Source organism: Elusimicrobiota bacterium, assembly GCA_026388095.1.
Classification (GTDB): Bacteria; Elusimicrobiota; Elusimicrobia; order UBA1565; family UBA9628; genus UBA9628.
In genome coordinates, this window is sequence record JAPLKL010000027.1 from 1 (window position 1) to 26094 (window position 26094).

The 26094-nt window shown below is 68.2% G+C and carries 24 protein-coding genes, 2 tRNA genes and 1 pseudogene; 7 read left to right on the forward strand and 20 right to left on the reverse strand.

All coding sequences use genetic code 11. The features are described 5' to 3' along the window. Positions 1-208 precede the first annotated feature (208 nt). The 3 genes from NTY77_06495 to NTY77_06505 are packed head-to-tail and all read right to left on the reverse strand — an operon-like array spanning position 209 to position 3045. A complete protein-coding gene (locus NTY77_06495; GenBank protein MCX5795124.1) occupies positions 209-766 on the reverse strand; it encodes a hypothetical protein in 558 nt (185 codons plus the stop codon). 55 nt (positions 767-821) lie between these two features. Then, entirely contained in the window at positions 822-2300 is a 1479-nt protein-coding gene (locus NTY77_06500; GenBank protein ID MCX5795125.1) for a glycoside hydrolase family 13 protein, read from the reverse strand. Between the two features lie 4 nt (positions 2301-2304). Beyond that, positions 2305-3045, reverse strand: coding sequence for a zf-TFIIB domain-containing protein (locus NTY77_06505; GenBank protein MCX5795126.1), 741 nt, complete (start codon positions 3043-3045; stop codon positions 2305-2307). 80 nt (positions 3046-3125) lie between these two features. On the opposite strand from NTY77_06505, the gene NTY77_06510 reads away from it, so the two are divergent. Beyond that, positions 3126-4403 carry a caspase family protein gene (locus tag NTY77_06510; protein ID MCX5795127.1) on the forward strand — a complete coding sequence of 426 codons (1278 nt, stop codon included), beginning with the start codon at positions 3126-3128 and terminating at the stop codon, positions 4401-4403. Between the two features lie 6 nt (positions 4404-4409). On the opposite strand, the gene pip is transcribed toward NTY77_06510, so the two are convergent. After that, positions 4410-5366, reverse strand: coding sequence for a prolyl aminopeptidase (pip, locus tag NTY77_06515; GenBank protein ID MCX5795128.1), 957 nt, complete (start codon positions 5364-5366; stop codon positions 4410-4412). 237 nt (positions 5367-5603) lie between these two features. On the opposite strand from pip, the gene NTY77_06520 reads away from it, so the two are divergent. The 4 genes from NTY77_06520 (at position 5604) to NTY77_06535 (ending at position 8438) form a co-directional block, all read left to right on the forward strand. Further along, positions 5604-6254, forward strand: coding sequence for a dual specificity protein phosphatase family protein (locus NTY77_06520; protein MCX5795129.1), 651 nt, complete (start codon positions 5604-5606; stop codon positions 6252-6254). Between the two features lie 52 nt (positions 6255-6306). After that, positions 6307-7233, forward strand: coding sequence for a pirin family protein (locus tag NTY77_06525; GenBank protein MCX5795130.1), 927 nt, complete (start codon positions 6307-6309; stop codon positions 7231-7233). Positions 7234-7462: 229 nt separating this feature from the next. Then, positions 7463-7885: a hypothetical protein gene (locus tag NTY77_06530; GenBank protein MCX5795131.1), complete on the forward strand. Its 423-nt coding sequence runs from the start codon at positions 7463-7465 to the stop codon at positions 7883-7885. A 124-nt stretch (positions 7886-8009) separates the two neighbouring features. After that, entirely contained in the window at positions 8010-8438 is a 429-nt protein-coding gene (locus NTY77_06535) for a hypothetical protein (GenBank protein ID MCX5795132.1), read from the forward strand. 24 nt (positions 8439-8462) lie between these two features. On the opposite strand, the gene purH is transcribed toward NTY77_06535, so the two are convergent. The 7 genes and pseudogenes from purH to NTY77_06570 form a co-directional block, all read right to left on the reverse strand. Next, on the reverse strand, positions 8463-10025 hold the full coding sequence (purH, locus tag NTY77_06540) for a bifunctional phosphoribosylaminoimidazolecarboxamide formyltransferase/IMP cyclohydrolase (GenBank protein MCX5795133.1): 1563 nt from the start codon (positions 10023-10025) through the stop codon (positions 8463-8465). Positions 10026-10058: 33 nt separating this feature from the next. Continuing rightward, a pseudogene (gene purN / locus NTY77_06545) lies at positions 10059-10637 on the reverse strand (phosphoribosylglycinamide formyltransferase). Continuing rightward, on the reverse strand, positions 10634-11605 hold the full coding sequence (gene purM, locus NTY77_06550; protein MCX5795134.1) for a phosphoribosylformylglycinamidine cyclo-ligase: 972 nt from the start codon (positions 11603-11605) through the stop codon (positions 10634-10636). Before purM ends, purN begins: the two are co-directional and overlap by 4 nt. After that, the gene (gene pyrE / locus NTY77_06555; GenBank protein ID MCX5795135.1) at positions 11602-12195 is read right to left on the reverse strand and encodes an orotate phosphoribosyltransferase; all 594 of its coding nucleotides are present in this window, start codon (positions 12193-12195) and stop codon (positions 11602-11604) included. Before pyrE ends, purM begins: the two co-directional genes overlap by 4 nt. Further along, positions 12192-12899 carry an orotidine-5'-phosphate decarboxylase gene (gene pyrF / locus NTY77_06560; protein MCX5795136.1) on the reverse strand — a complete coding sequence of 236 codons (708 nt, stop codon included), beginning with the start codon at positions 12897-12899 and terminating at the stop codon, positions 12192-12194. Before pyrF ends, pyrE begins: the two co-directional genes overlap by 4 nt. Then, positions 12896-13987, reverse strand: a complete 1092-nt coding sequence (locus tag NTY77_06565) for a quinone-dependent dihydroorotate dehydrogenase (GenBank protein MCX5795137.1) — start codon at positions 13985-13987, stop codon at positions 12896-12898. Before NTY77_06565 ends, pyrF begins: the two co-directional genes overlap by 4 nt. Further along, on the reverse strand, positions 13977-15260 hold the full coding sequence (locus tag NTY77_06570) for a dihydroorotase (protein ID MCX5795138.1): 1284 nt from the start codon (positions 15258-15260) through the stop codon (positions 13977-13979). The genes NTY77_06565 and NTY77_06570 overlap by 11 nt, the downstream gene beginning before the upstream one ends. Before the next feature lie 113 nt (positions 15261-15373). On the opposite strand from NTY77_06570, the gene NTY77_06575 reads away from it, so the two are divergent. Together NTY77_06575 and NTY77_06580 are read left to right on the forward strand one after the other, a co-directional pair. Further along, positions 15374-15823 carry a Fur family transcriptional regulator gene (locus NTY77_06575; protein ID MCX5795139.1) on the forward strand — a complete coding sequence of 150 codons (450 nt, stop codon included), beginning with the start codon at positions 15374-15376 and terminating at the stop codon, positions 15821-15823. Further along, positions 15820-17778 (forward strand): fused ferrous iron transport protein A/B, encoded by a 1959-nt coding sequence (locus NTY77_06580; protein ID MCX5795140.1) that lies wholly within the window; start codon positions 15820-15822, stop codon positions 17776-17778. Before NTY77_06575 ends, NTY77_06580 begins: the two co-directional genes overlap by 4 nt. Positions 17779-17790: 12 nt before the next feature. Here NTY77_06580 and NTY77_06585 read toward each other — a convergent pair whose 3' ends face one another. The 9 genes from NTY77_06585 to NTY77_06625 all read right to left on the reverse strand — a co-directional run. Next, entirely contained in the window at positions 17791-18600 is an 810-nt protein-coding gene (locus tag NTY77_06585; GenBank protein MCX5795141.1) for a transporter, read from the reverse strand. Then, positions 18597-20138 carry a hypothetical protein gene (locus tag NTY77_06590; protein ID MCX5795142.1) on the reverse strand — a complete coding sequence of 514 codons (1542 nt, stop codon included), beginning with the start codon at positions 20136-20138 and terminating at the stop codon, positions 18597-18599. The genes NTY77_06585 and NTY77_06590 overlap by 4 nt, the downstream gene beginning before the upstream one ends. A gap of 27 nt (positions 20139-20165) precedes the next feature. Further along, positions 20166-20882 (reverse strand): DUF3750 domain-containing protein, encoded by a 717-nt coding sequence (locus tag NTY77_06595; protein ID MCX5795143.1) that lies wholly within the window; start codon positions 20880-20882, stop codon positions 20166-20168. A gap of 42 nt (positions 20883-20924) precedes the next feature. After that, positions 20925-20999: transfer RNA gene (locus tag NTY77_06600), tRNA-Glu, on the reverse strand. A gap of 20 nt (positions 21000-21019) precedes the next feature. After that, positions 21020-21091 (reverse strand) — tRNA-Lys (locus tag NTY77_06605). Between the two features lie 38 nt (positions 21092-21129). Further along, entirely contained in the window at positions 21130-22509 is a 1380-nt protein-coding gene (locus NTY77_06610) for a tetratricopeptide repeat protein (GenBank protein MCX5795144.1), read from the reverse strand. A 152-nt stretch (positions 22510-22661) separates the two neighbouring features. Beyond that, positions 22662-24065 (reverse strand): HEAT repeat domain-containing protein, encoded by a 1404-nt coding sequence (locus NTY77_06615; GenBank protein MCX5795145.1) that lies wholly within the window; start codon positions 24063-24065, stop codon positions 22662-22664. Position 24066: 1 nt separating this feature from the next. After that, positions 24067-25719, reverse strand: coding sequence for a hypothetical protein (locus tag NTY77_06620; protein ID MCX5795146.1), 1653 nt, complete (start codon positions 25717-25719; stop codon positions 24067-24069). Between the two features lie 22 nt (positions 25720-25741). Further along, positions 25742-26094, reverse strand: a 353-nt coding sequence (locus NTY77_06625; protein MCX5795147.1) for a hypothetical protein, incomplete at its 5' end; no start/stop codon positions are given.

Sequence of the window (26094 nt, forward strand, 5' to 3'; positions counted from 1 at the left end):
TCGGCCACGGCATCCTTGAGCTGGGAGACCTCCTGGTGCATCTCGTCGGCATGGGAGGCGTCGATGGCGACCGTGGCGGCGGACAGGGGGGAGGCCGCGAGCAGCAGCGCCGTCCACAGGATCGCTCGTGACTTCATATGGATACTATAGGTCCCCTGGAGGCCTTCCGCCTGCGACTTGGGACCCAGGCCCGGCTGGGCCAAAAGACCTAGGCTGCGGGGAAGCGCTCCATCTCCTCGGCGATGACGATGAGTATGTCGAGGAGGTCTTCCGCGGGGTCGGGCTGCTTGACCGCGGGCACGACCCACTGGACCATCGCGCCCTGGCCGAGGATGTCCACGTCCGACTGGGCCAGGAGGCGCTGGCGCAGCACCGGGTCGAAGAGCTGCAGGCCGGCGTCCTTGTCGCTGCAGCGGGCCAGGAACCTCTCTTCGAAGGCGTGGTCGCCGGTGACCACGGGATCGGGCACGAGCATGCCCGAGCGCGCCGTCACCACGTCCTTGGGGCCTATCTCGATGCGCAGGCGGGAGGGCCGGGCCAGCACGGTCGCCACGCGCACGCCGGTTTTATAGATGTCCACGGTCACCTTGCGGCCGTTGCGCGTGCCCTGCATCCGGGGAGGGTCGGGAAGGTACTCAAGCTTGAGGATAGGAGCCAGCACGGGCCACTGCAGGCGCGGGGTGCTGGTCTTGTACTCGCGAAGGTAAAATAGCCCCATGGGCAAGGCCACGAGGACCAACGCCAGCAGGATGAAGAGCATAGCCATGGACGAGTCCTCCCGTAACAGCGGCCCTATAATAGCACAGGCATGCTTGAATTGGCTAGACCCGCCGCAGGATGAGGCTGCCGCGGGCGCTCAGGCGCAGGCCACGGAGCTTGCCCGCCTCGCAGCGGTGAGTGCCCCCGCCCCAAGCCTCGCGCCAAAGCGCGCTGCGCAGGCCGGGGGGCAGGCTGATGTCCACGGCGCGCGCCGCGCGGCCCATGTTGAGCGCCACTAGCCACTGGTCGCGGCCGAGCCCGCGGCCGTAGGCGTAGACCCCGTCTTGGGCCAGAAGCCTGGTGAAGCGGCCGCGCCGCAGGGCCGGGTGGCCCCGGCGCAGGCGGATGAGGCGCCGGAAGAAGGCCCGCAGCCTGTGGTCCCAGCGCCGCCGGTCCCAGGGGAAAGCGCGCCGGCAGTCCGGGTCGCTGCGCCCCTCCAGGCCGATCTCGTCGCCGTAGTAGATGCAAGGCGCGCCGGGGAATGTGAACAGCAAGGTCGCGGCCAGGCGCAGAGCCGCCTCGTCGCCGCGCGCCAAGGTCAGGAAGCGCGGGGTGTCGTGGCTGTCCAGGAGGTTGAGCTGGCAGCGCGTCACGGCCGGGTCGTAGAGCTTGAGGATATAATCGACCCTGTCGGCGAAGCCGGCCACGTCCAGAGGCCGTATGCCGCGGTAGTCGCCGCCGGTCCTTCGGACCTGGTCCATGTCCAGGCGGTCGCAGAAGCAGGCCAGCACGGCCTTGGTGAGGAGATAGTTCATGACCGCGTCGAACTGGTCGCCCCGGAGCCAGCGTCGGGCCTCGACCCAGATCTCTCCTACGATATAGGCCTCGGGATCCACGGCCTTCACCCGGCGGCGGAACTCGCGCCAGAAGGAATCGTCGTCTATCTCCGAAGGGACGTCGAGGCGCCAGCCGTCGACGCCGAAGCGCAGCCAGTGCTCGGCTACCCTGAAGATGAACTCGCGCACGGCCGGGGTGCTGGTGTCGAACTTGGGCAAGGCGGGCAGTCCCCACCAGGCGCCGTAGCCGAGCTCTTCGCGCGGGCCGCGGGGATAGGCGTTCAACGGCCGGCCGGCCGCCAGGCGCGCATGGTCGAGGTGGAACCAGTCCAGGTAAGGCGAGGCCGCGCCATTCTCCAGGGTGTGGTTGAACTGGTAGAGGCCGCGGCCGGAGTGGTTGAACACACCGTCGAGGACCACGCGCATGCCCCGGCGGTGGGCGGCCTTGAGCAGCTCCTCGAGGGCGGCGTCCCCGCCCAGGATGGGGTCGACGTGGAGATAGTCGCTGGTGTGGTAGCGGTGGTTGGCGGGGGAGGTGAAGACGGGCGTGAAGTAGAGGGCGTTGATGCCCAGGTCCTGGAGGTAGTCCAGCTTCTCGGCCACGCCCAGGAGGTCTCCGCCCTTGAAGCCGCAGGGGGTGGGCGGGGAGTCCCAAGGCTCGAGGCCCGAGGGCTTGGGCACGCGACGGCTCTTGGCGAAGCGGTCCGGGAAGATCTGGTAGAAGACCGCGTCCGGGACCCAGTCGGGGGTGTCTATGCGCGCCATGTGGTCAGCGGCCACTCGGGAGGTCGAAGATGAGCTTGAGCAGGAAGCGCGCCGTGCTGAGGCCCTCGGGTATGGTGGCCCCAGCAAAGGAGACCGCGGGGGAGATGAGGGGAGGAGCCCTCCTCTCCTGTTCGAGGCGCCGGCGCTCCGCGGTGAGTTCATCCTTCTCGCGCTGGCGGGCCAGGTCCAGGCCTCCGCCGCGGATGAACTCCACGATGCGGCGCAGTTCGTCGGGGTCGAACCAGATGCCGTGGGGCTTGCACACGTCGAGGATGACGCCGGAGCGGCCCGCGAAGTTGATGCGGTTCATGAGGTCGCCGCACTGCGCGCAGGGACGGTAGCGCAGGGAGGAATCCGTGGGGTCGGAGGGCTTGGGCGCTGGCGTCACCGAACCCTCGCCCAGGTAGGCGGCCTGGGTCTGGCGGTCCGCGCAGATCCTCTGGAACGAGGACGGATCGACCCACACACCGCCGCAACGGCTGCAGCCGGAGAGGCGCGCCGCGCCCAGCACTCTTGATGTCAGCGCGCCTTGGCGGCAGGTCGGGCACGAGAGGGGCGGGGCATCGGGGCCCGGCGGCAGGCCCGTGGCCCCGCAATGGGGACAGCCGCACTCGGAGTAGCTCCAGACGAAGCACCAAGGGCAGCGGACCGGGTTGAGCGTGACCTTGCAATAGGGGCAGGCCTCGGCCTTGGGTTCGGTAGGCCCGCCGCAGGAAGGGCAGCGCAGGACGGAGGCTTCGGTCATGGCGCGGATTCGATTCTAGCAGATGTGGCGCCGCGGCGGCCGCCCTTTTGTATCATAGAGGTCGGGTGGAGGAGGCAGGCATGAGAAGGCTGGGATTGCCGGTGTTGGCATGGTGCGCCGTGGCTCTGTCCGGCTGCGGCCTGCAGACGCGGGGCGCGGCCGGGGTGTCCCAGGGCTACGACGCCCTGGACCTGACCATCGGGGTCCTGCCCATCGGGGTCAGCCTCAACCAGAGCCAGAACATGTTCCCGGGCGTGGCCGCGGCCATGGACCGCTATCAGCTCTTCCGTTCCATCGAGCCCAGCGCCGCCAGCCCGAACAAGAAGTTCGACCTGCTCATGATCGTCGGCGAAGGCGTCTTCGCTCCCGAGGTCAAGGTCGTCTCCGGCTATTCCAACAAGGAGCTGTTCCGCGAGAAGGTGATGGCGCTCTATGGGGCCGGCGCCAAGAAGGCGGTCTACGACCTGGCCAAGGCCTTCGCCGTGGGCAAGCCGGCCTATCAGGAGATCATGGCCGAGCGCGAGATCTACCGCAAGCAGGGCCAGCGCCCGGCCGAGACCGCGCCGGCGACGGCTGCGACCGTGGTCTCCGATGTGGATGAGCCCGCCTACCATTCGGCCGCGCGGCCCGACGACTACGCCGTGGTCGTGGGCATCGAGCGTTATGCGGACCTGCCCGAGGCGCGCTTCGCGGTCCGCGACGCCCAGGCGGTGCGCGAGCATCTCAAGGCCCTGGGTCTGCCGGAGCGCAACATCGTGCTGCTGACTGGCGAGCGGGCCAGCAAGGCCGGCTTGGCCAAGAACCTGGAGACCTGGCTGGTCAACAACGTCAAGGAGGACTCCACGGTCTTTTTCTACTACTCGGGGCACGGGGCGCCGGAGCCGGCCACGGGGCAGGCCTATCTCGTGCCTTTCGACGGGGACCCGCAGTATCTCTCGGACACCGCTTATCCGCTCAAGCGCCTGTATCAGAAGTTGGGGGAGCTCAAGGTCAAGCGCGTCGTCGTGGCTCTCGACGCCTGCTTCTCGGGAGCGGGCGGGCGTTCGGTCCTGGCCAAGGGCATCAAGCCGCTGGTGAGCAAAGTGGTCCTGGACGTCCCGGCGCAGGGCAAGTTGGTGGCCCTCTCCGCTTCGGCGGCGGCGCAGGTGTCAGGTACGAGCGAAGAGCAAGGTCATGGTCTCTTCACCTATTATCTGCTCAAAGGGCTCAATGGCGCCGCCCAGACCGCCGGCTCCGGCGTGACGGTCCGCAGCCTCTTCGACTATCTCTCCCCCAATGTCCAGGACGAGGCCCGCCGGCAGAACCGCGAGCAGACGCCGCAACTGCAGGGGCAGGCCGCGGGCGTCAGGCTGAGGTAGAAGGCCTCAGAGCCGGCTGAAGCGCTCCGCGGCCTTGATGAGCTCGCTGCGGATGCCGGGCTCGGTCATGGAGTGTCCGGCGTCGGCCACCACGATGAACTGGGCCTGCGGCCAAGCGCGATGCAGGTCCCAGGCGGAGATGATGGGACAGCACATGTCGTAGCGGCCCTGCACGATGACCGCGGGGATGCGCCGGATCCTCCGGACGTCGTCGAGGAGTTGGGTCTGCTTCCTCAAGAACCCCTTGTTGACGAAGTAGTGGCACTCGATTCGCGCGAAGGCCTCGGCGAAGCGGCTCTTACCGAAGCGCGCCATCAGGCTCATGTCCTGGTGGAGCTTGCTGGTGGCTCCCTCCCAGATGGCCCAGGCCTTGGCCGCGGCCAGGCGCGTGCTGCGGTCCGGGCTGGTCAGGCGGCGGTGGTAGGCTTTGACGAGGTCCCGTCTTTCCTTGGGCGGGATGGGCTTGAGGTAGTGCTCCCAGGCGTCGGGGAACACGAAGTTGGCGCCCTCCTGATAGAACCAGCGCAGCTCCTTGTCCCGGAGCAGGAAGATGCCGCGCAGGATGAGCGCCTTGCAGCGCTTAGGATGGGTCTCGGCATAGGCGAGGGTCAAGGTGCTGCCCCAACTCCCGCCGAAGACCACCCAGCGCTCGATGCCGAGGTGCTCGCGCAGGCGCTCGATGTCGGCGACCAGGTCCCAAGTGGTGTTCTCGCGCAACTCCGCGTGGGGCTTGCTCTTGCCGCAGCCGCGCTGGTCGAAGAGCACGATGCGCCATTTCCTGGGATTGAAATAGCGGGGATAGATGGGTTCGATTCCGCCGCCGGGTCCGCCGTGGAGGAAGATGAGGGGTTTTCCCTTGGGATTGCCGCATTCCTCGTAGTGGATGGTGTGCAGGGGCGAAACCTTGAGGAAGCCTTCGTTGTACGGCTTGATCTTCGGAAAGATGTCCTTGAGCTTTTCCATGGAGGCATCATACCAAGACCGGAGGGGGGAGTCACGCTGCCCATCTGGGCCTTTGGGCCCAGAGCGGTCTGGGCCTTGCGACCCTCGCAGTCTGGGTCCGATGTACTATCATCATCAATGACCTTGTAATCCCCGGGATCGGCCGGGGAGCATCCACCTCCGGACCGGAATCCGGGGTCACCAGGGGGAAGGCGAAGCCTCGCCGGCCCCCTGATTCTTTTGAAGGGGGCCGCGGAGATGAAAAGAGAATTGAGGGCGTATCTGGCCGGGGCGTTGCTGCTGGCGGCTTTTCCCGCCCATGCCGCGCCCGCGCTCGACTCCTCCGCGATCGCCGGAAAGGCCGCCGCCATACTGGGAGAGTTCGCCCCAGGGATGGCCCTGCCGGAGGCGGCCGCAGCGCCGGTCGCGGATGTCGCAGCGGCCAAGGCTCCGGCCGCTCAGCCCCTTCCGAATTTCGGCCAGGTCTCCCCGACCCTGTATCGGTCCGGACAACCGAGCCAGGCGGGCGTGGCCAAGATCAAGAGCGCGGGCGTCAAGACGATCCTCAAGCTCAACGTCGACGATCCGGCGGAGTCGGACTGGGCCGCGAACAACGGGCTGGACCTGGAGACCGTGCTCATGTCCAATAAGGTCTCCCCGACCTACGACCAGATCGACCAGGCTCTGGCCATCATCAATGACACGTCCAAACAGCCGGTGCTGGTTCACTGCCACCTGGGCCATGACCGGACCGGCGCGGTGGTGGGGGCGTACCGGATCACCGTGCAGGGCTGGAGCGTGGACAAGGCCGCGGCCGAGGCCAAGGCCATGGGCTACAGCAACCCGAACTACGACGACATCACGGCGTACCTGCAGGGTTATCTGGCCCACGTGCGCCGGCCGCTTTGACTCTGCTGCGGCATAATGGCTCCGGGCCGTCACGTCCTGAGGAGGCAGCGGTATGGGTAAGCCCAGGAAGATCGAGACCGTCTGGAAGAGCCAGCCGACCATAGAGGGAGCCGGGGTGCACCTGCGCCGGGCCTTTGGGTTCCATGAGGTCCCGCGCCTCGACCCGTTCCTGCTGCTCGACGATTTCAAGAACGACGATCCGGCACTGTTCCTGCCGGGCTTCCCGTGGCATCCGCACCGGGGCATCGAGACCATCACCTACGTGCTCCAGGGCGAGGTCGAGCACGGCGACAGCATGGGCAACAAGGGGGTGATCCGTCCCGGCGACGTCCAGTGGATGACGGCCGGCAGCGGCATCATCCACCAGGAGATGCCCAAGGGCGACCCGAAGGGCCGGCAATGGGGTTTCCAGCTCTGGGCCAACCTGCCCCGCTCCCACAAGATGATGGACCCGCGCTACCGCGAGGTGCTCGCCGCGGCCATCCCTGAGGCGCGCCTGGCTGGCGGCGCGCGCGTGAAGGTCATATGCGGCGAGGCGGACCACGCCGTGGGGCCGGTGCAGGACATCGTCACCCAGCCCCAGTACCTGGACGTAAGCGTTCCCGCGCAGTCCTCCTTCCGCCACCCGGTGCGCGCCGGGCATACGGTCTTCGCTTACGTCTTCGAGGGCAAGGCCTATTTCGACGCCGAACGGGACGCCTACGCCCACGAGATGAGCGGGTCGGGCTGGTCGGACGTGCAGCGCGAATGCATGCCCGGCCCGCGCAACTTGGTGCTCTACGGGCGCAAGGGCGACTTCGTTGAGGTGCGCACCGAGGCGGAGGGGGTCAGGTTCCTGCTGGTCTCAGGCCGGCCCATCGGCGAGCCGGTGGCCTGGTACGGGCCGATCGTCATGAACACAGGGGCGGAGCTGAAGACCGCCTTCGCGGAATACGAGCAGGGGACTTTCATCAAGCACGTCCAGCCTTCCGCGAGCTGACGTCATCTTCTCGGACAAGCGGGGTCCAAAGACCCTGGGCCGACTGCGTCCAAGGGCCCTTTCCGCCTGGGAGCGCGGCTGGTATTATATGGAGCGATGGATATCTCGCGCCGGGAAGTCCCGGAAGGCTCTTTCGTCCGCAAGAACCGGCGGCTCATCAACCTGACCTCCGGCCTGTAAAGCCGTTCCTCCCTCAGGCCGCGCTCAAGATCCGTCCCAGGAGGTCTCCATGAAATCGATGCGTACGCTGGTCGTCACCGCCGCCGTGCTGTCCGTGGGCGTCTGCGCCCGCTGTGCCGGGCGCTGCCGCCCTTGGCTGGTGCAGGGCGCTTTGGACCGCGCGGGCGTCTCCATCTCTTTGACCTTGGGCAACGCCTGCACTCCGGAGAATGCGGGCTTCTACTTCATGCACTACCGGACCCGCGACGCGGCCGGCCAGCGGGGATTCTCCTTCCAGAGCGCGGACTACCCGGAACAGCAAGCGCCGCTCGACCTGGCCCTGAAGAGCATGGCATTGCTGGGCGCGACCGACCAGGACATTGAATTTTTGGAAGGCACGGTGATGCCTTTGGTCGCGGCGGGGCGTGCCGCTGAGGCCGGTGAGGCCTGGCGCGGCTATCTGGTCGCGCGGGGTTCCGGCGCGCGGCCCTAAGGTGTGTTTGCTAGAATGTTGTCGTCGAGCCATGGAACAAAAGCACCACCCTCCTCGTATAGATAGTAGAGTCCGGAGCCGCCAGGAGCGGCTCCTGCTCGGGCTTCTTTTGAGGAGGGCTGCGATGGGCGAGATTCGGGTGAAGGCTCGGCTGGAGAAGGAAGGGGCCTCCTTCAAAACTGGCCGCCGCAAGACTCGTGTCCTGGAAATCGATGCGGTGGTGGACACGGGCGCGGTGATGATGCTCCTGCCGCAGGAGATGGCGGAGTCGCTGGGCCTGGTCTCGCGGGGCAAGGTGATCGTCCAACTCGCCAATGACCAGAAGATCGAGTTGGAGCGGGCCGGAGGCATCCTGCTGACGGTGGCGGGGCGGCAGATGACCACGGATTGTCTGGTGGGGCCGCCTGGGTGCGAGCCGCTGATAGGGCAGATCGTGCTGGAGAGCCTGGACCTGATACCGGATCCGGTCAAGCGCACCTTGACGTCGCGGCCCGAGTCGCCGTTCCTGCCGACCCTGAAGCTGAAGGGGCTGGCTTGCCCAGCCGCCGCCTAGGCCGGCTGGTGCAACGAATACTGTTCAATGCTTGAAATGCCTCATCCCGGTGAAGACCATGGCCAGCCCCTTCTCGTCGGCCGCGGCGATGACTTCCTGATCCTTCACCGACCCGCCCGGCTGGACGACCGCCGTCACCCCCACCGAAGCCGCCGCCTCCACCGAATCCTTGAACGGGAAGAACGCATCCGAAGCCAGCACCAGCACCGAGGGCTTGCCGCTGTCCCGCTCGTACATCTTGTACTTCACCGATGCCATGTGCACCGAATCCACCCGCGACATCTGCCCGGCCCCGATGCCTACCGTCGCATCCGGGCCAGCCAAGACGATCGCGTTGGAGCGCACATGCTTGCACGCCACCCAGGCGAAGCGCAAGGCGCCCTCCTCTTCGGCGGACGGAGCGCGCTTGGTCACCACCTTCATGGCGTCGCCGAAGGTCAGGCGGTCCGGCTCCATGGCCAGGACTTCCCGCCCCACCGAGCGCAGTTGGACATCCCGCGTCGGCGGATCCTGGCGCACCAAAAGCCGCACGTTCGGCTTCTTCTTAAGCAGCACCAAAGCCTCGGATGAGAAATCCGGCGCGATGATCAGCTCCACGAACTTCTTGGCCAAAAGCTCCGCGATGTCCGCCTCCACGGTCCGGTTGAAAGCCAGCACCCCGCCGAAAGCCGACAAAGGATCGCAAGCCCAGGCCCCCTCCAGCGCCGCGAGCGGGCTCTTCCCTACGGCCATCCCGCAAGGCGTCACGTGCTTGAAGATCACCGCCGCCGGCTGGGAGAACTCGCTGACCGCGTCCCAGGTCCCGGCCGCGTCGAGGATGTTGTTGTAGGAGAGCTCCTTGCCATGAAGCTGGGTGAAGGAAGTCTTTCCCGCCGGAGCGTACAAAGCCGCCTTCTGGTGAGGATTCTCCCCGTAGCGCAGGTCCTGGACCTTCAAGAGGCTCACGTTCATCTCCTGCGGGAAAGCCCCGGAGTCCTTCAGCGTCCAAGCTCGCGAGATCATCGAGTCATATTCGGCCGTGTGCCGGAAGGCCGTCAGCGCCAAGCGCTTGCGCGTCTCCAGGCCAAGCTGGCCCTGCGACGACTCCAGCTCCTTGAGCAGAGCCGGATAATCCGCCGGTGAAGTCACCACCGCCACGTCCTCGAAGTTCTTCGCGGCGGCCCGGATCAAGGCCACCCCGCCGATGTCGATCTGCTCGATCACGTCGAGGCTGTACGGGTCCGCCGCTTTGGCCGCGGTGCGCGCGAACGGATAGAGGTTGACCACCACCAGGTCGATCGGCTCGATGCCCAAGGCCGCGGCCTCGCGCGCCTGGACCGCGTCCTTGCGCCGCAGAAGGATTCCCCCGTGCACGTGGGGATGCAAGGTCTTCACCCGGCCCGCCAGGATCTCCGGGAAGCAGGTCACCGTCTCCAAAGGCCGCACCGTCACGCCCGCCTCGCAGAGCAGCTTGGCCGTGCCTGAAGTCGAGACCAGCTCCACGCCCATCCCCTGGAGAGCCTGGGCCAGCTCCTTGAGGCCCGTTTTGTCCGAGACCGAGATGAGAGCTCTCTTGATGCGCGGTGAGGCGGCCCCTACGGCAGGCAGGACCGAAACCCCCTGGCCCGCGACCTTCAGCCGCCCCTCGCAGAACTGGGCCGCGACCTTCGGGAAGAGCCAATGCTCCTGCACCCGCACCCGCGCCGACAGCGACTCGACCGTGTCTCCCGGCAGGACCGCCACCGCGGCTTGGGCCGCGATCGGGCCATGGTCGTAGCGCTCGTCTACGAAATGCACCGTGCAGCCGCTGAGCTTGGCGCCGGAGGCCAGCACCGCCTCGTGCACCCGGCGGCCGTACATGCCGGCGCCGCCGAAAGCGGGCAGGAGCGCCGGATGGATGTTGAGGATGCGCCCCGCGAAAGCCTTGAGCATCGGGGCCTTGAGATGAGTCAGAAAACCGGCTAGGCAGACCAGTTCGACCTGCATCTGGCGGCAAAGCCGCGCCACATGCGCGCTGTACTCCTCCGGAGTCGGAAAGTCCTTCGGGCAGGCCACCACCGCCGGGATGGCCGCGCGTTCGGCCCGCCGCAAAGCGCCGATGCCGGGCTTGCTCCCGACCAGCAAGACGATGCGGCCGCGGATGCGGCCCGCCGCGCAGGCGTCGATCAAGGCCTGCAGGTTCGTCCCTTCGCCGGAAGCCAGGACCGCGATGTTGGTCATGAGAACTCCACCCCCGGTCTGCCCGCTTGAACGTCGCCGATGAGCTTGAGCTCCGGCAGTATCTTGCGAGCCAGCGCCAGGCTGTCAGGCCTTATCACCACCACCATGCCGATGCCCATGTTGAAGGTCCGCCACATCTCAGCTTCCGGCACGCCGCCCCGGCGCTGCAGTTCGGCGAAGACCTCGGGCACCTTCCAGTTGTCGCGGCGCAGGACGATCTTGCAGCGCTTGGGCAGGATGCGCGGCACGTTCTCCAGCAGGCCGCCACCAGTGATGTGAGCCAGCCCAAGGATGATGTGGCCCTGTTCGCGCAAGCCCGAGGCCAGGCGGTCGATCTGGGGCACGTAGATGCGCGTGGGCGTCAAAAGCCGGGGCCCCCAATGCCTCAGATGCCGCCCGGTGAAGATCTTGCGCACCAAGGAATAGCCGTTGGAATGCAGGCCCGAGGAGGGCAGGCCCAGGACCAGGTCGCCCGGGAACATCTTGGAGCCGTCGATCACCTCCGAGCGCTTCACGATGCCCACCGAGAAACCCGCCAAGTCGTACTCGCCTTCCGGGTAGAAGCCGGGCATCTCGGCGGTCTCGCCGCCCAGCAGCATGGAGCGGCCCTGCCGGCAGCCCTCCAGTATGCCGGCCATGATGCGCTTGGAGCGCTTGAGGTCCAGATGTCCCGTGGCATAGTAGTCGAGGAAGATGAGCGGCCTGGCCCCGCAAGTGATGAGGTCGTTGACGCACATGGCCACGAGGTCGATGCCGATGGTGTCGTGGCGGTCCAGGGCGAAGGCGAATTTGAGCTTGGTCCCGACGCCGTCCGTGCAGGCCACCAGGCGCCACGGGTCGCCGTTGTCCGCCGGGATCGGGAAGAGCCCGGAAAAGCCCCCGATGGCGGGCGATCTCTTCTGCAAGAAGTCCACCAGCTTGTCCGCCAATTCGGTGTCCACCCCGGCTTTCTTGTAGGTCAGGTTCATGGTTTTTGGGTCCTGCTGCCAGGCTTGACGAAAGGCTTCTCCTGCCGGCAGAGCTCGCATTTGTCGGCAGGGTAGGCGGCCAAGGGCAGATGGATGAGGCTGGCCATCGGCACGCCCAGGTCCGGCGGGGTCGTGGCGCGGCAGACGATGGAGAGCGCTGCCACGACCTCGGCCCCGAGTCCGCGGGCCATGGCGATGACCTCGCCTGTGGACTTGCCCGTGGTGATGACGTCCTCGACTACGGCTACCTTCTCCCCGGGCCTGAGCGCAAATCCCCGGCGCAAGGCCATCGCGCCGCCTTCGCGCTCCGCGAAGTAGGCGCGCACGTCCAGAGCGGCCGCGGTCTCCTGCCCGATGACGATGCCGCCCAGAGCGGGGGACAGGATCAGATCCGGGGGCGCAGGGCAGAGCTTGGCCAGGGCCGCGCCCAGCCGCGCGGCATGCCGAGGATGGGACAAGAGCAGCGCGCACTGCATGTAGCGGTCGCTGTGCAGCCCCGAGGAGAGCAAGAAGTGCCCCTCCAGCATGGCGCCGGTCTCGACCAGCAGGCTGCGCAGCTCCTGAGACGTCAGGGATGACGGTTCCTTCATGGTTTCTCCAAGGCTCCGGCCGCGGCATGGCGCATCTCGGCGAGTATGCCCTGCGCCGCCTTGAGGGGCTCCGGCGCCCGCGTTATGGGCCGTCCGACCACGATAAAGTTGACGCCCAAGGCGGCAGCCTCGCCCGGCGTCATGACCCGCTTCTGGTCGTGTGCGCCGCTCTCCGCGGGCCGTATGCCCGGCGTGATGAAGCGCATGTCCAGGTGCGGCAGGGCCTTGCGCAGGGCCGCGACCTCCTGGCCCGAGCAGATGGTGCCGTCGATGCCGTTGATCCAGCCCAGGCGCGCGAGGTTCTTGACCATGGTGGGCAGGGTCGTGCGCGGCTGCACCACGCGCAGGTCCTGGGCTCCCAGGCTGGTCAGCACGGTCACGCCCCAGAGCTTGGGCCGCGGATTGACTTCCGCCGCGGCCTTGAGCATGGCGCTGCCGCCCGAAAGATGCAAAGACACCGACTCGGCGCCCAGCTTCTGCGCCTCCTGGACCGCGTGGGCCACGGTCTGCGGGATGTCGTGGAACTTCAGGTCCAGGAACACCTTGCCCCCGAAGCGGTGCACGAGGTCCACGGCGCGCTTGCCGTGAGCGGTGAACAGGCGCAATCCCACCTTGTAGAAGGTGACCGTGCTCTTGAGGGCCTGCAGGAGCGCCTCTTCCTCATGGATGGTGTCCACGTCCAGGGCTACGATGAGTTCCGTCATACGGCCTCCTTTACGGAGCTTCCGATGCCGCAGGAGCCCACGGCCGCGGCCACGCTCTGGAAGCCTCCCGCCGACAGCAGGACCCTCAGGTCCTTGAGGATGCGCACCACCGCGCCCGGCCCGCCGTAGACCAAGCCGGTGTAGAGCTGCACCAGGCTGGCCCCGGCGCGCAGCTTCTCCAGCACGTCGTCGGCCGTCTCCACCCCGCCCACGCCGATGATGGGCAGTCGGCCGTCCGTGAGCCGGTAGATCTTGGCGATCATCGCGGTCGCCGCGGAGCGCAGGGGCCGGCCGCTCAAGCCTCCCTGTATGTCGCCCAGCTCCGGGCTCAAAGACTGGCGCGAGGTGGTGGTGTTGGTGGCCACCACCCCATCGGCGTGGCGCATGATGAGGCCCAGCAGGTCGGGCAGCTGGGCGTCGGCCAGGTCCGGGGCGAGCTTGACCAGGACCGGCTTGCGCGGGGAGTTGACCGCGGCCAGCGCGATGAGGATGCGCTCGAGTTGCAGGCGCTCCTGCAGGTCGCGCAGTCCGGTCATGTTGGGGCAGCTCACGTTGACCACGAAATAGTCCCCGCAGGGATGCAGGAGGCGCAGGGTCCCGGCGTACTCTTCCGGGGCCTTGGCCTTGGGGCAGTCGGCGTTGAGGCCGATATTGATTCCCACCGGCACCGCGCAGCGGTCCGCGGCCTGGAGCCGCCGGGCCGCCTCCTGCGCGCCCGAGCTCGGGAAGCCCATCCGGTTGATGAGGGCGCGCTCCAGAGGCAGGCGCATGATCCGCGGCTTGGGATTGCCGGGCTGAGGCCGCAGAGTCACCGAGCCCAGCTCCAGGAAGCCGAAGCCGAGCGCGGGCAGGACTCCGGAGAGCCGGCAATCCTTGTCGAATCCCGCGGCCAGGCCCAAGGGATTGGGGAAAGTCAGGCCGAAGGCCTTGGTCTCCAGGCCGGGCTCGGGCCGGCCTAACAGCGCGGACAAGACCGCGGGTCCGCCGGGCACACGGCCCAACAGCTCGAGGTCGCGCACCGCGTGCTCATGCGCCTGCTCCGCGTCCATGCGGAACAGCAGCGGGCGGATCAGGCGCTCATAGAGCATGGACGATCCTCCCGGCCAAGACCGTGGCCCGGACCCGACCGCGGAGCTTCAGGCCGATGAAGGGGCAGTTGCGGCTGAGCGATTGGAAGCGGGAGGGCACGGTCCAGGACTCCAAGGCAGAGAGCACCGTGACGTCCGCATCGCAGCCGGGTCTCAGCGAGCCCTTGCGCTTCAGGCCGAGGATGCGGGCCGGGGAGGCGCTCATGCGCTCGACCAGTTGCCGGCGCGTGAGGTGGCCTTTGTGCACCAGATAAGTCAGCACCACCGCGACCGCGGTCTCTAGCCCGATGACTCCGAACGGGGCCCGCCGCATGCCTCGGCGCTTGAGCGCCGGGGCATGCGGCGCGTGGTCCGTGGCCACCACGTCTATGGTGCCGTCCTGAAGCCCTTCCTGCAGGGCGGCGCGGTCGCCGCGGGAGCGCAGGGGGGGATTCATCTTGAAATTGGCATCCTGGCCCGGGATGTCGTCCTCGCAGAGGGCCAGGTGGTGGGGCGTGGCCTCCGCGGTGACAGGCAGGCCTCGGCGCTTGGCTTGGCGCAGGGCCTCGAGGCTCTGGGCGCAGCTCAGATGCGCGATGTGCACATGGGCCCCGGTGAGCTCGGCGAGCGCGAGGTCGCGCACGACCATGGCGGTCTCCGCGGCCCAAGGCTGGCCGGGCAGGCGCAGCCGACGGGACACCCGGCCTTCGTTGACGGCCGCACTTCGGCTGAGGGCGGGCTCTTCGCAATGGGAGATGAAAGCCAGGCGCAGGCCCCGCGTGAGCTCCAGGACGCGGCGCATGAGCCCGGCGTCCTGGACGCAGCGGCCGTCCTCGCTGACCGCGGAAATCCCGGCCGCGGCCAAAGCCGCGAGGTCCGCGAGCTCCGCCCCCTGCTGGCCCCTGGTGGCGCAGCCCGCGAACAGGACCTGGGCGGACGCCGAGGCGGCCTGGCGGCGCAGCCGGCGCAACAGAGCCGGGCTGTCCATGACCGGCTTGGTGTTGGGCATGGCCAGGACCGTGGTGAAGCCCCCCGCGGCCGCGGCCCGGGTCCCGGAGGAGATGTCCTCTGATTCCTCGCCGCCCGGTTCGCGCAGGTGCACGTGCATGTCGATGAGGCCGGGGAGCACCCAGCAGCCGCGGGCGTCGAGGGACGGGACGCGGGGGTGACGGCGCCAGAGGTGTGGGGCGACCTGCCGGACGCGGCCGTCTTGGAGGAGAACGTCGCGCACCGACTCCAGGTCCTGCGCCGGGTCGATGACCAGTCCACCGCGGATCAAAAGCCGCTCTGTCATCTTGGCCGCTCCCCTATATTAGACCAGTTTGTCCGCATGGTGTTCAACGCGCGGCCCTGGCGCTCCGGCCGGAGGATTGGTATAATTGAGACAGCAATATCAATAATATGCGATTGGCTACTGACCTGCAGCGCACTCTCGACGGGCTTCGGCTCCGAGGCTTCCGCCTGACCCGGCCCCGGCGCCTGATACTGGAGGGGCTCTCCGCGGACGGCGCCCATGCCTCGGCCGAGGCCCTCTACGAGTCCTTGCGCAGCCGCCGGCTCCGGCTGGGCCGGGCCACGGTATTCCGGACCCTCAAGCTCTTCGCGCTCCTGGGCATCGCCAGGGGAGAGGCTCCGGCGGCACCGCGCCGGCGCTTCGAGGTCGCGGCGGGCAAGCCTCACCACGACCACATGACCTGCCTGCGCTGCGGCGCGGTGCTGGAGTTTTCCTGCCCGGCCATCGAGCGCCTGCAGCGGGCGGAGGCCCGGCGCCGGGGCTTCGTCATGCAGGGCCACGCCCTCGAGATCACCGGCGTGTGCCGGCGCTGCGCCGGAGCGGCAGCGCGGAGGCGGCCTTGACTCCGGTCGGGCCCACCAGCCTCCTGGGATTGCACCCGGGCGAGGAGGCCGTAATCGAGACCGTTTCCGGCGGCGACGAGCTGCGGGGGCGGCTCTCGGCCATGGGACTGCACGAGGGCCGCCGCATCCGCCGCCTGGCGGATTCCGGTCGCGGCGGGCCGGTGGTCGTCGACGTCATGGGCTCGACCGTGGCTTTGGGGCGCAGGATGGCGGGGCATATCCTGGTCCGGGCCCGGGAACACCGGCTGCTCTTGACCGGCAACCCGAACGTGGGCAAGAGCGTGGTCTTCTCGCGCTTGACCGGACTCGACGCTCTGTCGTCGAACTACCCGGGCACCACCGTGGAGTTCCTCAGCGGCGCCGCCCGGTTCCAGGGCGAGAGGTTCCAGGTCATAGACGTCCCCGGCACCTACAGCCTTTCGGCCGCCTCGCCCGCCGAGACCGTGGCCTGCCGGATCATCGCGGAGAGCCCCCAAGCCGTGGTCGTGCACGTCATCGACGCCACCAACTTGGAGCGCAACCTCCTTTTCGCCCTGCAGATGATCGAGCGCGGCCGGCGCCTGGTGCTCCTGCTCAACAAGCGGGACCTGGCGGCCCTGCGCGGCATCAGCATCGACGCGGAGGGCCTGGGCCGGCGGCTCGGGGCGCCGGTGGTGCCTTTCGTGGCCGTGACCGGCGAGGGCCTGCGCGAGCTGGAGCGCGCCGTGCTGGGTCTGCTCCATGGAGGGCCGCCGCGGCCGGCGCCCGTGCCCGCCGGAGACGACGGCAAGTGGCGTCTCATCGGTGAGTTGAGCCGGCAGATCCAGACCATCTCCCACAAGCATCCCGGCTTCATGGAGCGGCTGGCCGAGCTCTCGATCCGGCCCGCCACCGGCATCCCCATGGCCCTGGCTGTCCTGGCCGTCTCCTTCCTCGGTGTGCGCGTCGCAGCCGAGGGGGTGATCCACGGCCTCCTCGAGCCTGCCTTCCAGCGTTTCTACCTGCCTTCGGTCCTGCGCCTGGCGGACCTCGTCTCAGCCTGGCCCGCCGCGCGCGCCTTCCTGGTCGGGACCAGCACGGACCCCCTGGACTCCTTCGGCGTCCTCACCACGGGCGTCTACATCCCCTTCATCGCGGTCCTGCCCTACCTGGCGGCCTTCTACTTCGTCCTGGGCTACCTGGAGGACCTGGGCTACCTGCCCCGGCTCGCGGTGATCCTTGACCGCGGCCTGCACCGCCTGGGACTGCACGGCTACGGCGCCATCCCCATGATCCTCGGCTTGGGCTGCAAAGTCCCGGGCCTACTGGCCACCCGGGTGCTGGAGACGCCGCGCGAGCGCCTCATCGCCATGACCCTGACCTTGCTCATCGCGCCCTGCCTGCCTCAAAGCGCCATGATCTTGAGCCAGGTCGGCAGGTTCGGTATCCTCTACGCCCTGGCCGCCTTTGGGACCATCGCCCTGGTAGGGATCTCGGCTGGAATGTTGCTGCATCGGCTATTGCAGGGGGAATGCCCGGAGCTCTTCGTCGAGATCCCTCCCTATCAGTGGCCGCGACTCGACGTGTTGGCCAAGAAGACCTGGCTGCGCGTGCGCGGCTTCCTGCGCGAGGCCGTCCCCCTGATCGCGGCCGGGGTGGCCTTGGTGGGCGTCTGCGACGTGCTGGGTTTGCTGCGAGACTTGTCCGAGGCTTGCGGGCCGGCCATGAACCGGCTCTTCGGCCTTCCGGCCGATATCGCGCCGCTTATGGTCCTGGGCTTCCTGAGAAAAGACGTTAGCATCGCCATGCTGGGGCCCTTCCACCTGGGGGCGGGTCAGGCCGTCGTGGCGTCCGTGTTCCTGACTCTCTATCTGCCCTGCTTCGCCAGCCTATCCGTGCTCGTACGCGAGACCGGCATCAAGCAGGCTCTGGCTATCGCGGCCCTGAATCTGGCTTTCGCGGTGACGGCGGCCGGCGTCCTGCACCTGCTGCTGTAGTCCCGCATCCCGTCATCGGGGGCTCCATAAGGGATGTTCGAAGGAGAGGTAGGCGAAGACGCCGCTCTCGCCCCGCGAAGGACCCACGCCGATGGGGAACGCGACTCCGGGCACGATCTGCAGCCCGGACTTGAAGTTGAGCGCGAACCTCAGTCCGGGATTGATGAAGAAGGACTCCGCGCGCTGCTTGGTCCCGTCGGGTTGGACCGTCTCGGAGGAGGTCCAGGCCGCCTCGCACATAAGGTCCAAGCTCTTGCTGACGGAGAAGATGGCGCTGGCCCCGTCGTTGAAACCGAGGGTGTCCGCCTTGGCTCCGCCCGGCTCCCGGCTGCCCGGCACGAAGGTGGCTCCCGCGTTCCAGTGGGTCACCCAGCGGCCGGAGAGCTCGACGCTCAGCGGGATGTTGACCTGTCCTCCGGCGGCGCCGCTGCCGAAGCCCCCTTTGTAGTCGCCGGTCGGCAGGAGCACTGAGAGGCGGGGCGCCAGGGCGACGGGGCCCTTCATGAGCAGCTGATAGCGGTAGTTCAGGGCGACGTCGCCGATCCCCGTCCCCGGCGACGGCTCGCCCAGATGGCTGACTGGGACCATGTAGGAGAGCTGGTGTGTCCGCCCGGGAACGGGCCATTCCTGCGTGAATGCATAGGCCCAGGTCTTGCTCCGGCTCTGGTATTGGAAGTTCTGGATGTGCTGTATGACGCCTGGCTCCTGGTTGTAGGCTTCCTCCAGCAGAAAAGAGTTGTCCTGTATCCTCTTCGCCTCTTGAGCGGAGGCCGCGCCGCCGGGCAGCACGGCCAGCGCGGCCAGCAGCGCCAGGAGCTTCAAGTCCTCGCCGCGCCGCGCGCGCGGAGCGCGGGCAGCAACTCGGCCAGCGAGGCGATGCGGGGGCGGCGGGCCACGATCTTCACGGCGCGGGCGAACAGCGGCATGGGGTCCGGCGGCCCGTCCTCCAGCAGCGCGGCCACGGCCCGGGCCGCGGGCTCGTCGGCCGGCAGGCCGTCGTATGAGAGGCCTGCGGCGGAGAGCCTGGCGCGGTCGATGGAGAGCCGGCGCGCCAGTTGCCACAGGACCCCTACTTCCGGATGGGCGAAGCGCCAAGGGACCTCGCCCTGATCGGCCTGGGTGATGCAGCCGGAGTTGTAGAAGCGCTCGGCCCCCTTTCGGGCGACGAGACCGTCCTTCTCGGCGAGGCGCGTGATGGGGCGTCCGGGAAAAAGCTGGAGCCGGCCGCGCAAGGCCGCGGCATGGTCGACGAGCGGGCAGCGGGAGATGCCCGCGAGGTTGAGGCGCAGGTCCTGCAAAGAGGTCCAGGGCGTGAAGAGGATCATGCTGAAGTGCCGGTTCGGGTAGCGGAACTGGCCGGGCCAGCGCGCGGTCGCCCGGACGATGAAGTCCGCGGCTTCGTGGACCTGGTCCGCGGTGATCCCTTTGTTGAGGCGCAGGTTCTCGGCCGGGGAGAAATTCTCCACGCCCATGCCGTAGAGGCGCAAGGCCAGGCCGTGCCGGGCCAGCCGGGGCAGGAGGCGCGCGAGCGCCGCGCGCTTGGCGAGGAATTCGTCGATGCGCGGCATGAAGCTCAGCTCCGCGCCGCGCACGCCCAGGCGCAGCAGGGCCGCGATCAGCTCGTCGCAGCGCCGCCACAGCCCGCAGCCGATGAACTCGAAGTGCGTCTCGGCGGCGCAGCGCGAGCGCGAGCGGACGGCCGCCGCGACCACCCGGGCCGCGAAGGCCGCCTCGTCCGCCACGTACTTCTCCACCGGGATGGACCCTGCCTGGCAGAAGGCGCAGCTCATGGCCGGCATGGGCAGGCCGAGCCGGCGGTAGAAGCGGTTCTCCGCGACGCGGCTGCGGTACGAGCAGCGCGTCCCGGTCACGACGCGGATCAACGGCTGGGCGGCCCAGGGCGCGCCGTTGAGCACCAGGCGCGCGAAGGACGGCGTGAGGCGCTCCAGCAGGCCCGGCTCCTGGAGCCGAGGGCCGGCCGTCCGGAACACCTCCCGCGCCGCGAACCGGCCCAGCATGTTGAGGCCTTCGTCTATGTCGCAGTAGACCAGCCGGGCGTCCGGGCTGGCGGCCTGGAGCGCGGCCCACTGGTCGGCCCTCAGGCGCTCGTTGATCACGACGACGCGCGGCCGGCGGCGGGCCACCTCGGCGCGCAGCAGGCCCAGGTCCTGGGGCCCCAGGGCGTAGCGCAGGGCCGGGTCGTAGCGCACTCCGAGCGCGCACCAGGAGGCTCTCCACCTCAGGGCGCGGGCCAGCCCGAGCAGGAAAGGGTAGCTGCTGGTGCGGAATTGGCGTTCCGGCTCGTCGGGCATCAGCTCGACGAGCAGCAGGCCGGGTCTGGCGTCGGCTCCGCTGGGCATGTGTCCAGATGCTAACAAATTAGGGTCCTAAAGCGGGGCGGGGCGCATGCCGACCCGGCCGACGAGGGGGAGCTTGAGAGCCGGGCGCAGCAGGTCCACTCCGAAGCACAGCCCCAACAGTTGGACCTCCACGCCTTCGCGCAATCCGACCGTGAAGCCCAACAGCCCCCATAGCGACAGTTGGACTCCGGTCCCGCTCTCCGATCGGCTCAGCGGGCGGCCGGCGACGAGCCAATCGCGCCCGATGGCGTTGGGCGGCAGCGTGGCGCCCAGTTCGGGTACCGAGCGCAGGACGAAGGATGTGAAGGTGTTGCTGTTGGGTCCGGGCCAGGCCCGGTAGCTGCCGCGGTAGGGATAGTCGGCCGCCGCCTTCCGGATCTTGACGATCGCCGACTCGGCTTTCTCGCCGCGCAGGTCGCAGAGGAGGGCTGGTTCCTTTCCGTACCAGCGCCGGTCCGGCTCTCCGGGCTCGTCCATGACGGGGCTGAGCCCGCGCCGAAGCCGCCAGCCGACGACTTGCAGGACCTCATAGGTCGGGGCGTCCTTCTCTTTGACGGCGATCCAGGTGTGGACGGCGAACCAGCCGCGCCAGCGGATGGCGCGCGCCGCGTAGACCTGGACCACCGCGCGCCGCTCTTCAGCGGGCGTCGGAGCGATCTTCGCGCTCGAGCGGTCGGCGGTGCGCCAGTCCTGCGCGTTGGCCGGGGCGGCCAGCAGGGTCAGAAGCAGCAAGGACCGCGTCATCGTACTCCCGTGGACCGGCGTCGGCCGATGAGCCCAAAAGACTGGTGCCCCCAACGGGAATCGAACCCATGTTTCAGCCTTGAAAGGGCCGCGTCCTAACCGTTAGACGATGGGGGCTTGAAATCAACCGAAAATCATGAGCCCGGTGGGATTTGAACCCACGACCCTACGCTTAAAAGGCGTATGCTCTACCCCTGAGCTACGAGCTCGCGAACGCTGATTATACAACAATCATGCTGGGCCCAGCCTAATCTTTACGCCGCTTCGCTTTCTGCAGTTCGAGCTGGGCGTGGATCCGCGAGAGATTCTCCCTGGCTGCAGACGCTAACCCGGGAAACTCCGGACCAGGGGGCAGCCGCAAGGCCTCTTGGAATTGCGCCTCAGCCCCCAGGAAGTTGCCTTGCTCTGCCAAAACAGCGCCCAGGTTGTTGTGGATGTCCGCATAGCCGGGCGCGGCCTTCAGGGCGCGACGGTAATACGCCCCGGCCTGCGCGAAGCTGCCGCGACTCTGATGGAGGAGGCCCAGAGCTGCGAGAGCGGTCGGGTCATCTTCGCACACCCTCAAGGAATGTCCGAACAGGGTCGCATCGTCGCGCCAATATCGGACTTGCAGGCTGGCCGCCACCATCAATATCGCGACCAGCCCTGCAGCCGCCAACGCCGGCCCGCGGGCGCGGCGGTCCGGGGTTCGCGGGATCGCCCAAGCGACCATGACGGCCAATCCGATGACGGGCACGTAGGCATAACGGTCGGCCATGGACTGCATGCCCACCTGGAGGAGGCCCAGCATCGGGAAGAGCGCGGCCAGGAACCAGAGCCAGCCCACGAGCAGATACGGCCGCGCACGTCTAAGCTTGACCGCGGCCGAGCTTATGCCGACGAGCAGAAGGGCGCAACCCAGGCCCTTCCAGAGGTCCAGACCGCGCGGGTATGGATAGAACTCCGATAGGCCGCTGGGCCAGACGGCCTTGCTCAGGTAAGAGGCGGCGAAGATGCACGCGTTGTTCAACCGGTCGATGAATGGCAGTTGGTTCAGGGCGATGAGCTGGACGCGCGCGAGGGTTATGGCGGCTGCGGCGGCGGCCAACGCGAATAGCGGCAACTTCTCAAGCACCAAGCGCCGCCAGCCTTTGTGGAGGCGCTGCAGCGGCCAGTAGTCGAGCAGCAAGAACAGGCCAGGCAGGATCACGGCCGTAGCTTTGGACATCAGCGCCGCCGCGAAACAAAGCGACATCCCGACGTAGCGGCCCGGCGAAGCCCGCCGGACATAAGCCGCATAGTGCCACATGGACAGCAAACAGAAGAAGGCGCTCAGCATGTTCTTGCGTTCGGCGACCCAGGCTACGGATTCCACCTGAAGAGGATGGATGGAAAACACGGCCGCTACGAGCGCGCTGCGCCAGGTGTCCGAGGTCATCCGGAGCATGAGGAGGAAAAGCAGCAGGACATTGCACGCATGGAACAGCAAGTTCGCTAGGTGATGGCCGGCTGGTCGCAGGCCGAAAAGCCGGACGTCGATCATGTGCGAGACAAGAGTCAATGGGTGCCAGTTGCCCTGGACCGTGGTCGTGAAGGCCCGGTGGAGCGCCGACAGGTCCAGGCCGTCCGGCAACTGGCTGGGTCTCAAATATAAGATATCGTCGCCGACTCCAGTTATGAAATCATGGGTCACCACCGGCCAAAAGACCGCCAAGGTCATGACGGCCAGAGAGATGCAGACGAGCGGCGCTTTCGGCGTTCCGGCGCCTGGTTCAAGACCTGCTAGGCGAGAGAGGAGATTCACGGCGCGACCCCTGCGGGCCGCGCCAGGCTCCCGGCCTGGTCGCGCAGATAGCGCCGGAAGGCGCGGCGCGCGCGCGGCGTGCCCAGCCGACCCAAGGCCACGGCCGCGCTCGACTGCACGTCCTCGCTCGGGTCCTTGAGCAGTCTGACCAGGGCCGGCACGGCCGAGTCGGCGGCCGCTCCGATGTTGCCCAGGGCCAGGGCGGCGCTGGCCCGGACCCGCCGGTCGGAGTGCTTGAGGTTGGACAGCAGGGCCGGCAAAGCCGCTGCCGCCTTGGCGCCGCGCTTGCCGGCCTCGTCGGCGGCACGGGCCCGGGCGCGTGCGTCGCCCTTGCGCAAGGTCTTGATGAGCTCCGGAAGCGGGTCGTTCTCCGGCTTGGGCCGGCCATGATCCTCCGCCAGAGCGGTCTCAGCGGGGGGGGCCGGCCGCAGTCCGGCGCCCGGCGCCCCCGGCGGCAGGCGCTCCGGATCGTTCGGCGCAGCCACTGTCGCGGGACCCGGCCCGGAGCGAGGCGAGGTCCCGGCCAAAGCAATCGCCGGCTCCGCATTATCCCGCGGCCCGGCGCCGGGAGGACCCGGCGGCAGGCTCTCCGGGATCCCTGGGGCGGGCCCCATGGCCGGCTCGGTGTCGGCCAGCAGCTTGTCGAGCTCCGTGTTTCGTTCCTGCGCGCTGGGCCGGCCAGGGGCGGCCGGGCTGGGAAAGGCTTCCGGAGCGGGCCGGGCCGTTGCCGATGAGGCGGCCGGGGCCGCGGACGGGAGTTCGAGCTCCGCGATCTCTGCGCGCGGAGCGGCAGGCGTCTGGGCTGCGAGGCGCTGGACCAAGCCGAGCCGGCCCGGCTGGAGGGAGGGTCTGCAGGCCTTGAGCTCCTCGGTCTTGGCGGTCTGGGAATCGAGACCCTCGGCGGAGGCGGAGGTGTCCTCCTGCCCCAGCTTCCTGAGCCAGTAGCGGCCCGTCAGGCGCGCCATGCCGCTCTCGTCTCCGAGCGCTTCGGCGAGAACGCCGGAGGCAGCCACGCCCATGCTGCCCAGCCAATGGATGGCCGTGATGCGCACGTGCCGGCAGGGCTCTTCCTTCAAGATCTCGGCCAAGGCCGGCAGGGCCGGCCGGCCCAGGCGCCCCAGAAAGTGGACCGCGGTCAGGCGCACCTGCCAATCCGCGTCGCGCGCCGCGTACTCGAGCAGCGGGCGGCCCGCGGCCCCGTAGGGCTCGAGCTCATGCACGGCATGGATGCGCTCGTTCCACAGGCCGAGCTTGAGATCGGCCGAGAGCGCGGCCAAATGGGCTCCGTCGGTGCTGGCGACGCTGGCCCAGACGCTCACGCCTTCCTGGTCCGGCGCCTGCGCGGCCGCCAGAGGCCGCAGGAAGGCGCAGGCGAGGATGCCCCAGAAGACCCTGGCCAAGTCAGCGGCCCAGCCGCTCCAGGGTCTTGGCGTAGGTGCGATACAGGCTGGTGGTCCGGCTCTTGTCCGGGATCATCTGTTCCAGGGTCTGCCACCAGAAGCCGCCGCACAGGGAGCGGGGCATGGCGCAGGAGGCCGTGGTGGCGAAGATCAGCAGGTCCTCGCGCGCGGCCCGGACGTCGTCGGGCCTGAGCCACCAGTAGCCCTGGAGCTTCTCCTTGTCCACGTAGCCCAGGCTGCCCAGCATCAGGCTCTTGTCGGGCAGCTCGCCCTGCACGCGTTCGAAGATGTTCTCCAAGGCCAGGCCCACGGGGTTGTCGTCCGGCTGCAGGCTCAGAGACAGCACGTCGAGGTTGCGGCCGAAGCCCTGGCGGGTGTAGCGCTTGAGCCAGCCGAAGAGCGAGTGCTCGGCGTCCGGGGCCGTGCCGTCCCACCAGTAGAGCGTGGCCACCGTCTCCAGGCTCGGGTCGAGCTCCTTGACCTTGGCGGCCCCGGCGGAGTAGATGCGATAGACCTGGTCGCAGGTCATGGGGGCGCTGACCCCGCCCAGCCAGTCTCCGTTGAGCTCGTTGCCCACTTCCCAGGAGCGGATCTGCTCCTTGTAATGGAGCACCAGGTTCTTGGTGCGCTGCGCGTAGATTTCGGGGGTCATGGTCCGCGGCCATTGGCCGGTGTCCAGGACCGTGCCCATGATGCGCAGGTCCTGGCCGCGCAACTCCGCCACGATGGAGTCGTATTCGTTGAAGGAGCGCAGGCTGGCGTAGGTGAAGTCGTCCGGGTTGCTGCGGAAGACCAGCCGTACCCAGTTGGCGCCCGCGCGCTTGATGGTCGAGATGATCTTCTCGTAGTTGTTCAAGCGCTTGAAGATGCTCTCGTCGATGACCAGACCGAAGCGCAGGGAGCCTTTGCTCTTGGCCGCCAGGGCGATCTGCAGGCCGTGTTCGAAGAGCATCTTCTGCCAGGCCGCGGACACCGCGGTCAGGGCCGCATCAAAGGCCTGGGCGCGCGCCGCGCCGCCTTTCTCGGCGTGCGCCTGGGTCATCAGCGACTGGGCCAGTTCCGCGGCCGCGCGCGCCTTGCCGCCGGGCTTGTAGAGCGGGGTCCAATCGGAGGTGCGCTTGCGCAAGGAGTCCCGGAAGCGGCGGTACTGGGTGATGGCGATCTCCTCGTTGAGGAACACCGCGTCTCCGTCGGCGAAGCCCTCGCCGTCCTTGTCGGCCCAGACCGTGGAGAACCCGTCTTCGGCCACGGGCCAGGGCAGGCTCAGGCTTAAGCGGGGGAGCCTGTCCCAGGCCAGCGTCAGCAACTCGCCCTTTTGCTCCAGGACCGGCCTGGACGCGGCGGCGGGAGCGTCTGGGGGAGCCACGAAGATCCCGGAGAGCTGCTGGTCCGCGTCCGGGGCGCGGTCCGCGCGGCCTATGAAGGAAAGGAATTCCTGGAGTTTGAGGACCTTGCCGGAACGGTCGTAGGCGATGAGCTTGATGGACTTCCCGCCCTTGCGGCTCGGCGCGGAAGGCGGAGCGCCGGCCGGGGTGGGCTTGACGGTGTCGGTGGATGCGGCCGGGACGGATTCTATTGCCGCTGCGGGAGCCGGTGCCGGTGCGGCGGCTAGGGCCGAGGCCAGGAGCAGACTCTCCAGAGCTGACAGGATCATGCGTGGTTCAAAGTTAGCAAATTTACCCCTTTTTCTTCACATGCTGATGGCCGAAGATGTGGTCCCGGCAATAGCCGAGGCCCTGGCATTCGGGGCAGTACCGGAAATCCATCGTCGGATGGGACAGATCGGTGATGCCGCAGACGGCGCAGCGGTGGAAGGCCTCCCGGACGCGGGAGACCTCCTGGGCGCGCTTGGACATGCGGCGCTGGCCGCTCTTCATCATCCACAGGATATCCTTGCCGAAGAAGATGAGGAAGTTCCCGACCGAGGCCAGCACGAAGAGCCGGGTCTGCCAGGTCCCGGCCAGAAGCTGGAAGCCGTAGCCGAGCCAGGTCAGCAGCGCCAGCCACTTGACCTTGACCGGGAGGACGA

Coding starts and splice junctions, on each gene's coding strand:
- NTY77_06495 (MCX5795124.1), bottom strand. CDS start 766: ATGGCTATGCTCTTCATCCTGCTGGCGTTGGTCCTCGTGGCCTTGCCC.
- NTY77_06620 (MCX5795146.1), bottom strand. CDS start 25,719: ATGATCCTGTCAGCTCTGGAGAGTCTGCTCCTGGCCTCGGCCCTAGCC.
- NTY77_06500 (MCX5795125.1), bottom strand. CDS start 2,300: ATGGCGCGCATAGACACCCCCGACTGGGTCCCGGACGCGGTCTTCTAC.
- NTY77_06590 (MCX5795142.1), bottom strand. CDS start 20,138: ATGCCCAGCGGAGCCGACGCCAGACCCGGCCTGCTGCTCGTCGAGCTG.
- pyrE (MCX5795135.1), bottom strand. CDS start 12,195: ATGAAGGAACCGTCATCCCTGACGTCTCAGGAGCTGCGCAGCCTGCTG.
- NTY77_06505 (MCX5795126.1), bottom strand. CDS start 3,045: ATGACCGAAGCCTCCGTCCTGCGCTGCCCTTCCTGCGGCGGGCCTACC.
- NTY77_06525 (MCX5795130.1), top strand. CDS start 6,307: ATGGGTAAGCCCAGGAAGATCGAGACCGTCTGGAAGAGCCAGCCGACC.
- NTY77_06535 (MCX5795132.1), top strand. CDS start 8,010: ATGGGCGAGATTCGGGTGAAGGCTCGGCTGGAGAAGGAAGGGGCCTCC.
- NTY77_06595 (MCX5795143.1), bottom strand. CDS start 20,882: ATGACGCGGTCCTTGCTGCTTCTGACCCTGCTGGCCGCCCCGGCCAAC.
- pip (MCX5795128.1), bottom strand. CDS start 5,366: ATGGAAAAGCTCAAGGACATCTTTCCGAAGATCAAGCCGTACAACGAA.
- NTY77_06570 (MCX5795138.1), bottom strand. CDS start 15,260: ATGACAGAGCGGCTTTTGATCCGCGGTGGACTGGTCATCGACCCGGCG.
- NTY77_06510 (MCX5795127.1), top strand. CDS start 3,126: ATGAGAAGGCTGGGATTGCCGGTGTTGGCATGGTGCGCCGTGGCTCTG.
- NTY77_06530 (MCX5795131.1), top strand. CDS start 7,463: ATGAAATCGATGCGTACGCTGGTCGTCACCGCCGCCGTGCTGTCCGTG.
- NTY77_06520 (MCX5795129.1), top strand. CDS start 5,604: ATGAAAAGAGAATTGAGGGCGTATCTGGCCGGGGCGTTGCTGCTGGCG.
- purM (MCX5795134.1), bottom strand. CDS start 11,605: ATGAACCTGACCTACAAGAAAGCCGGGGTGGACACCGAATTGGCGGAC.
- pyrF (MCX5795136.1), bottom strand. CDS start 12,899: ATGACGGAACTCATCGTAGCCCTGGACGTGGACACCATCCATGAGGAA.
- NTY77_06565 (MCX5795137.1), bottom strand. CDS start 13,987: ATGCTCTATGAGCGCCTGATCCGCCCGCTGCTGTTCCGCATGGACGCG.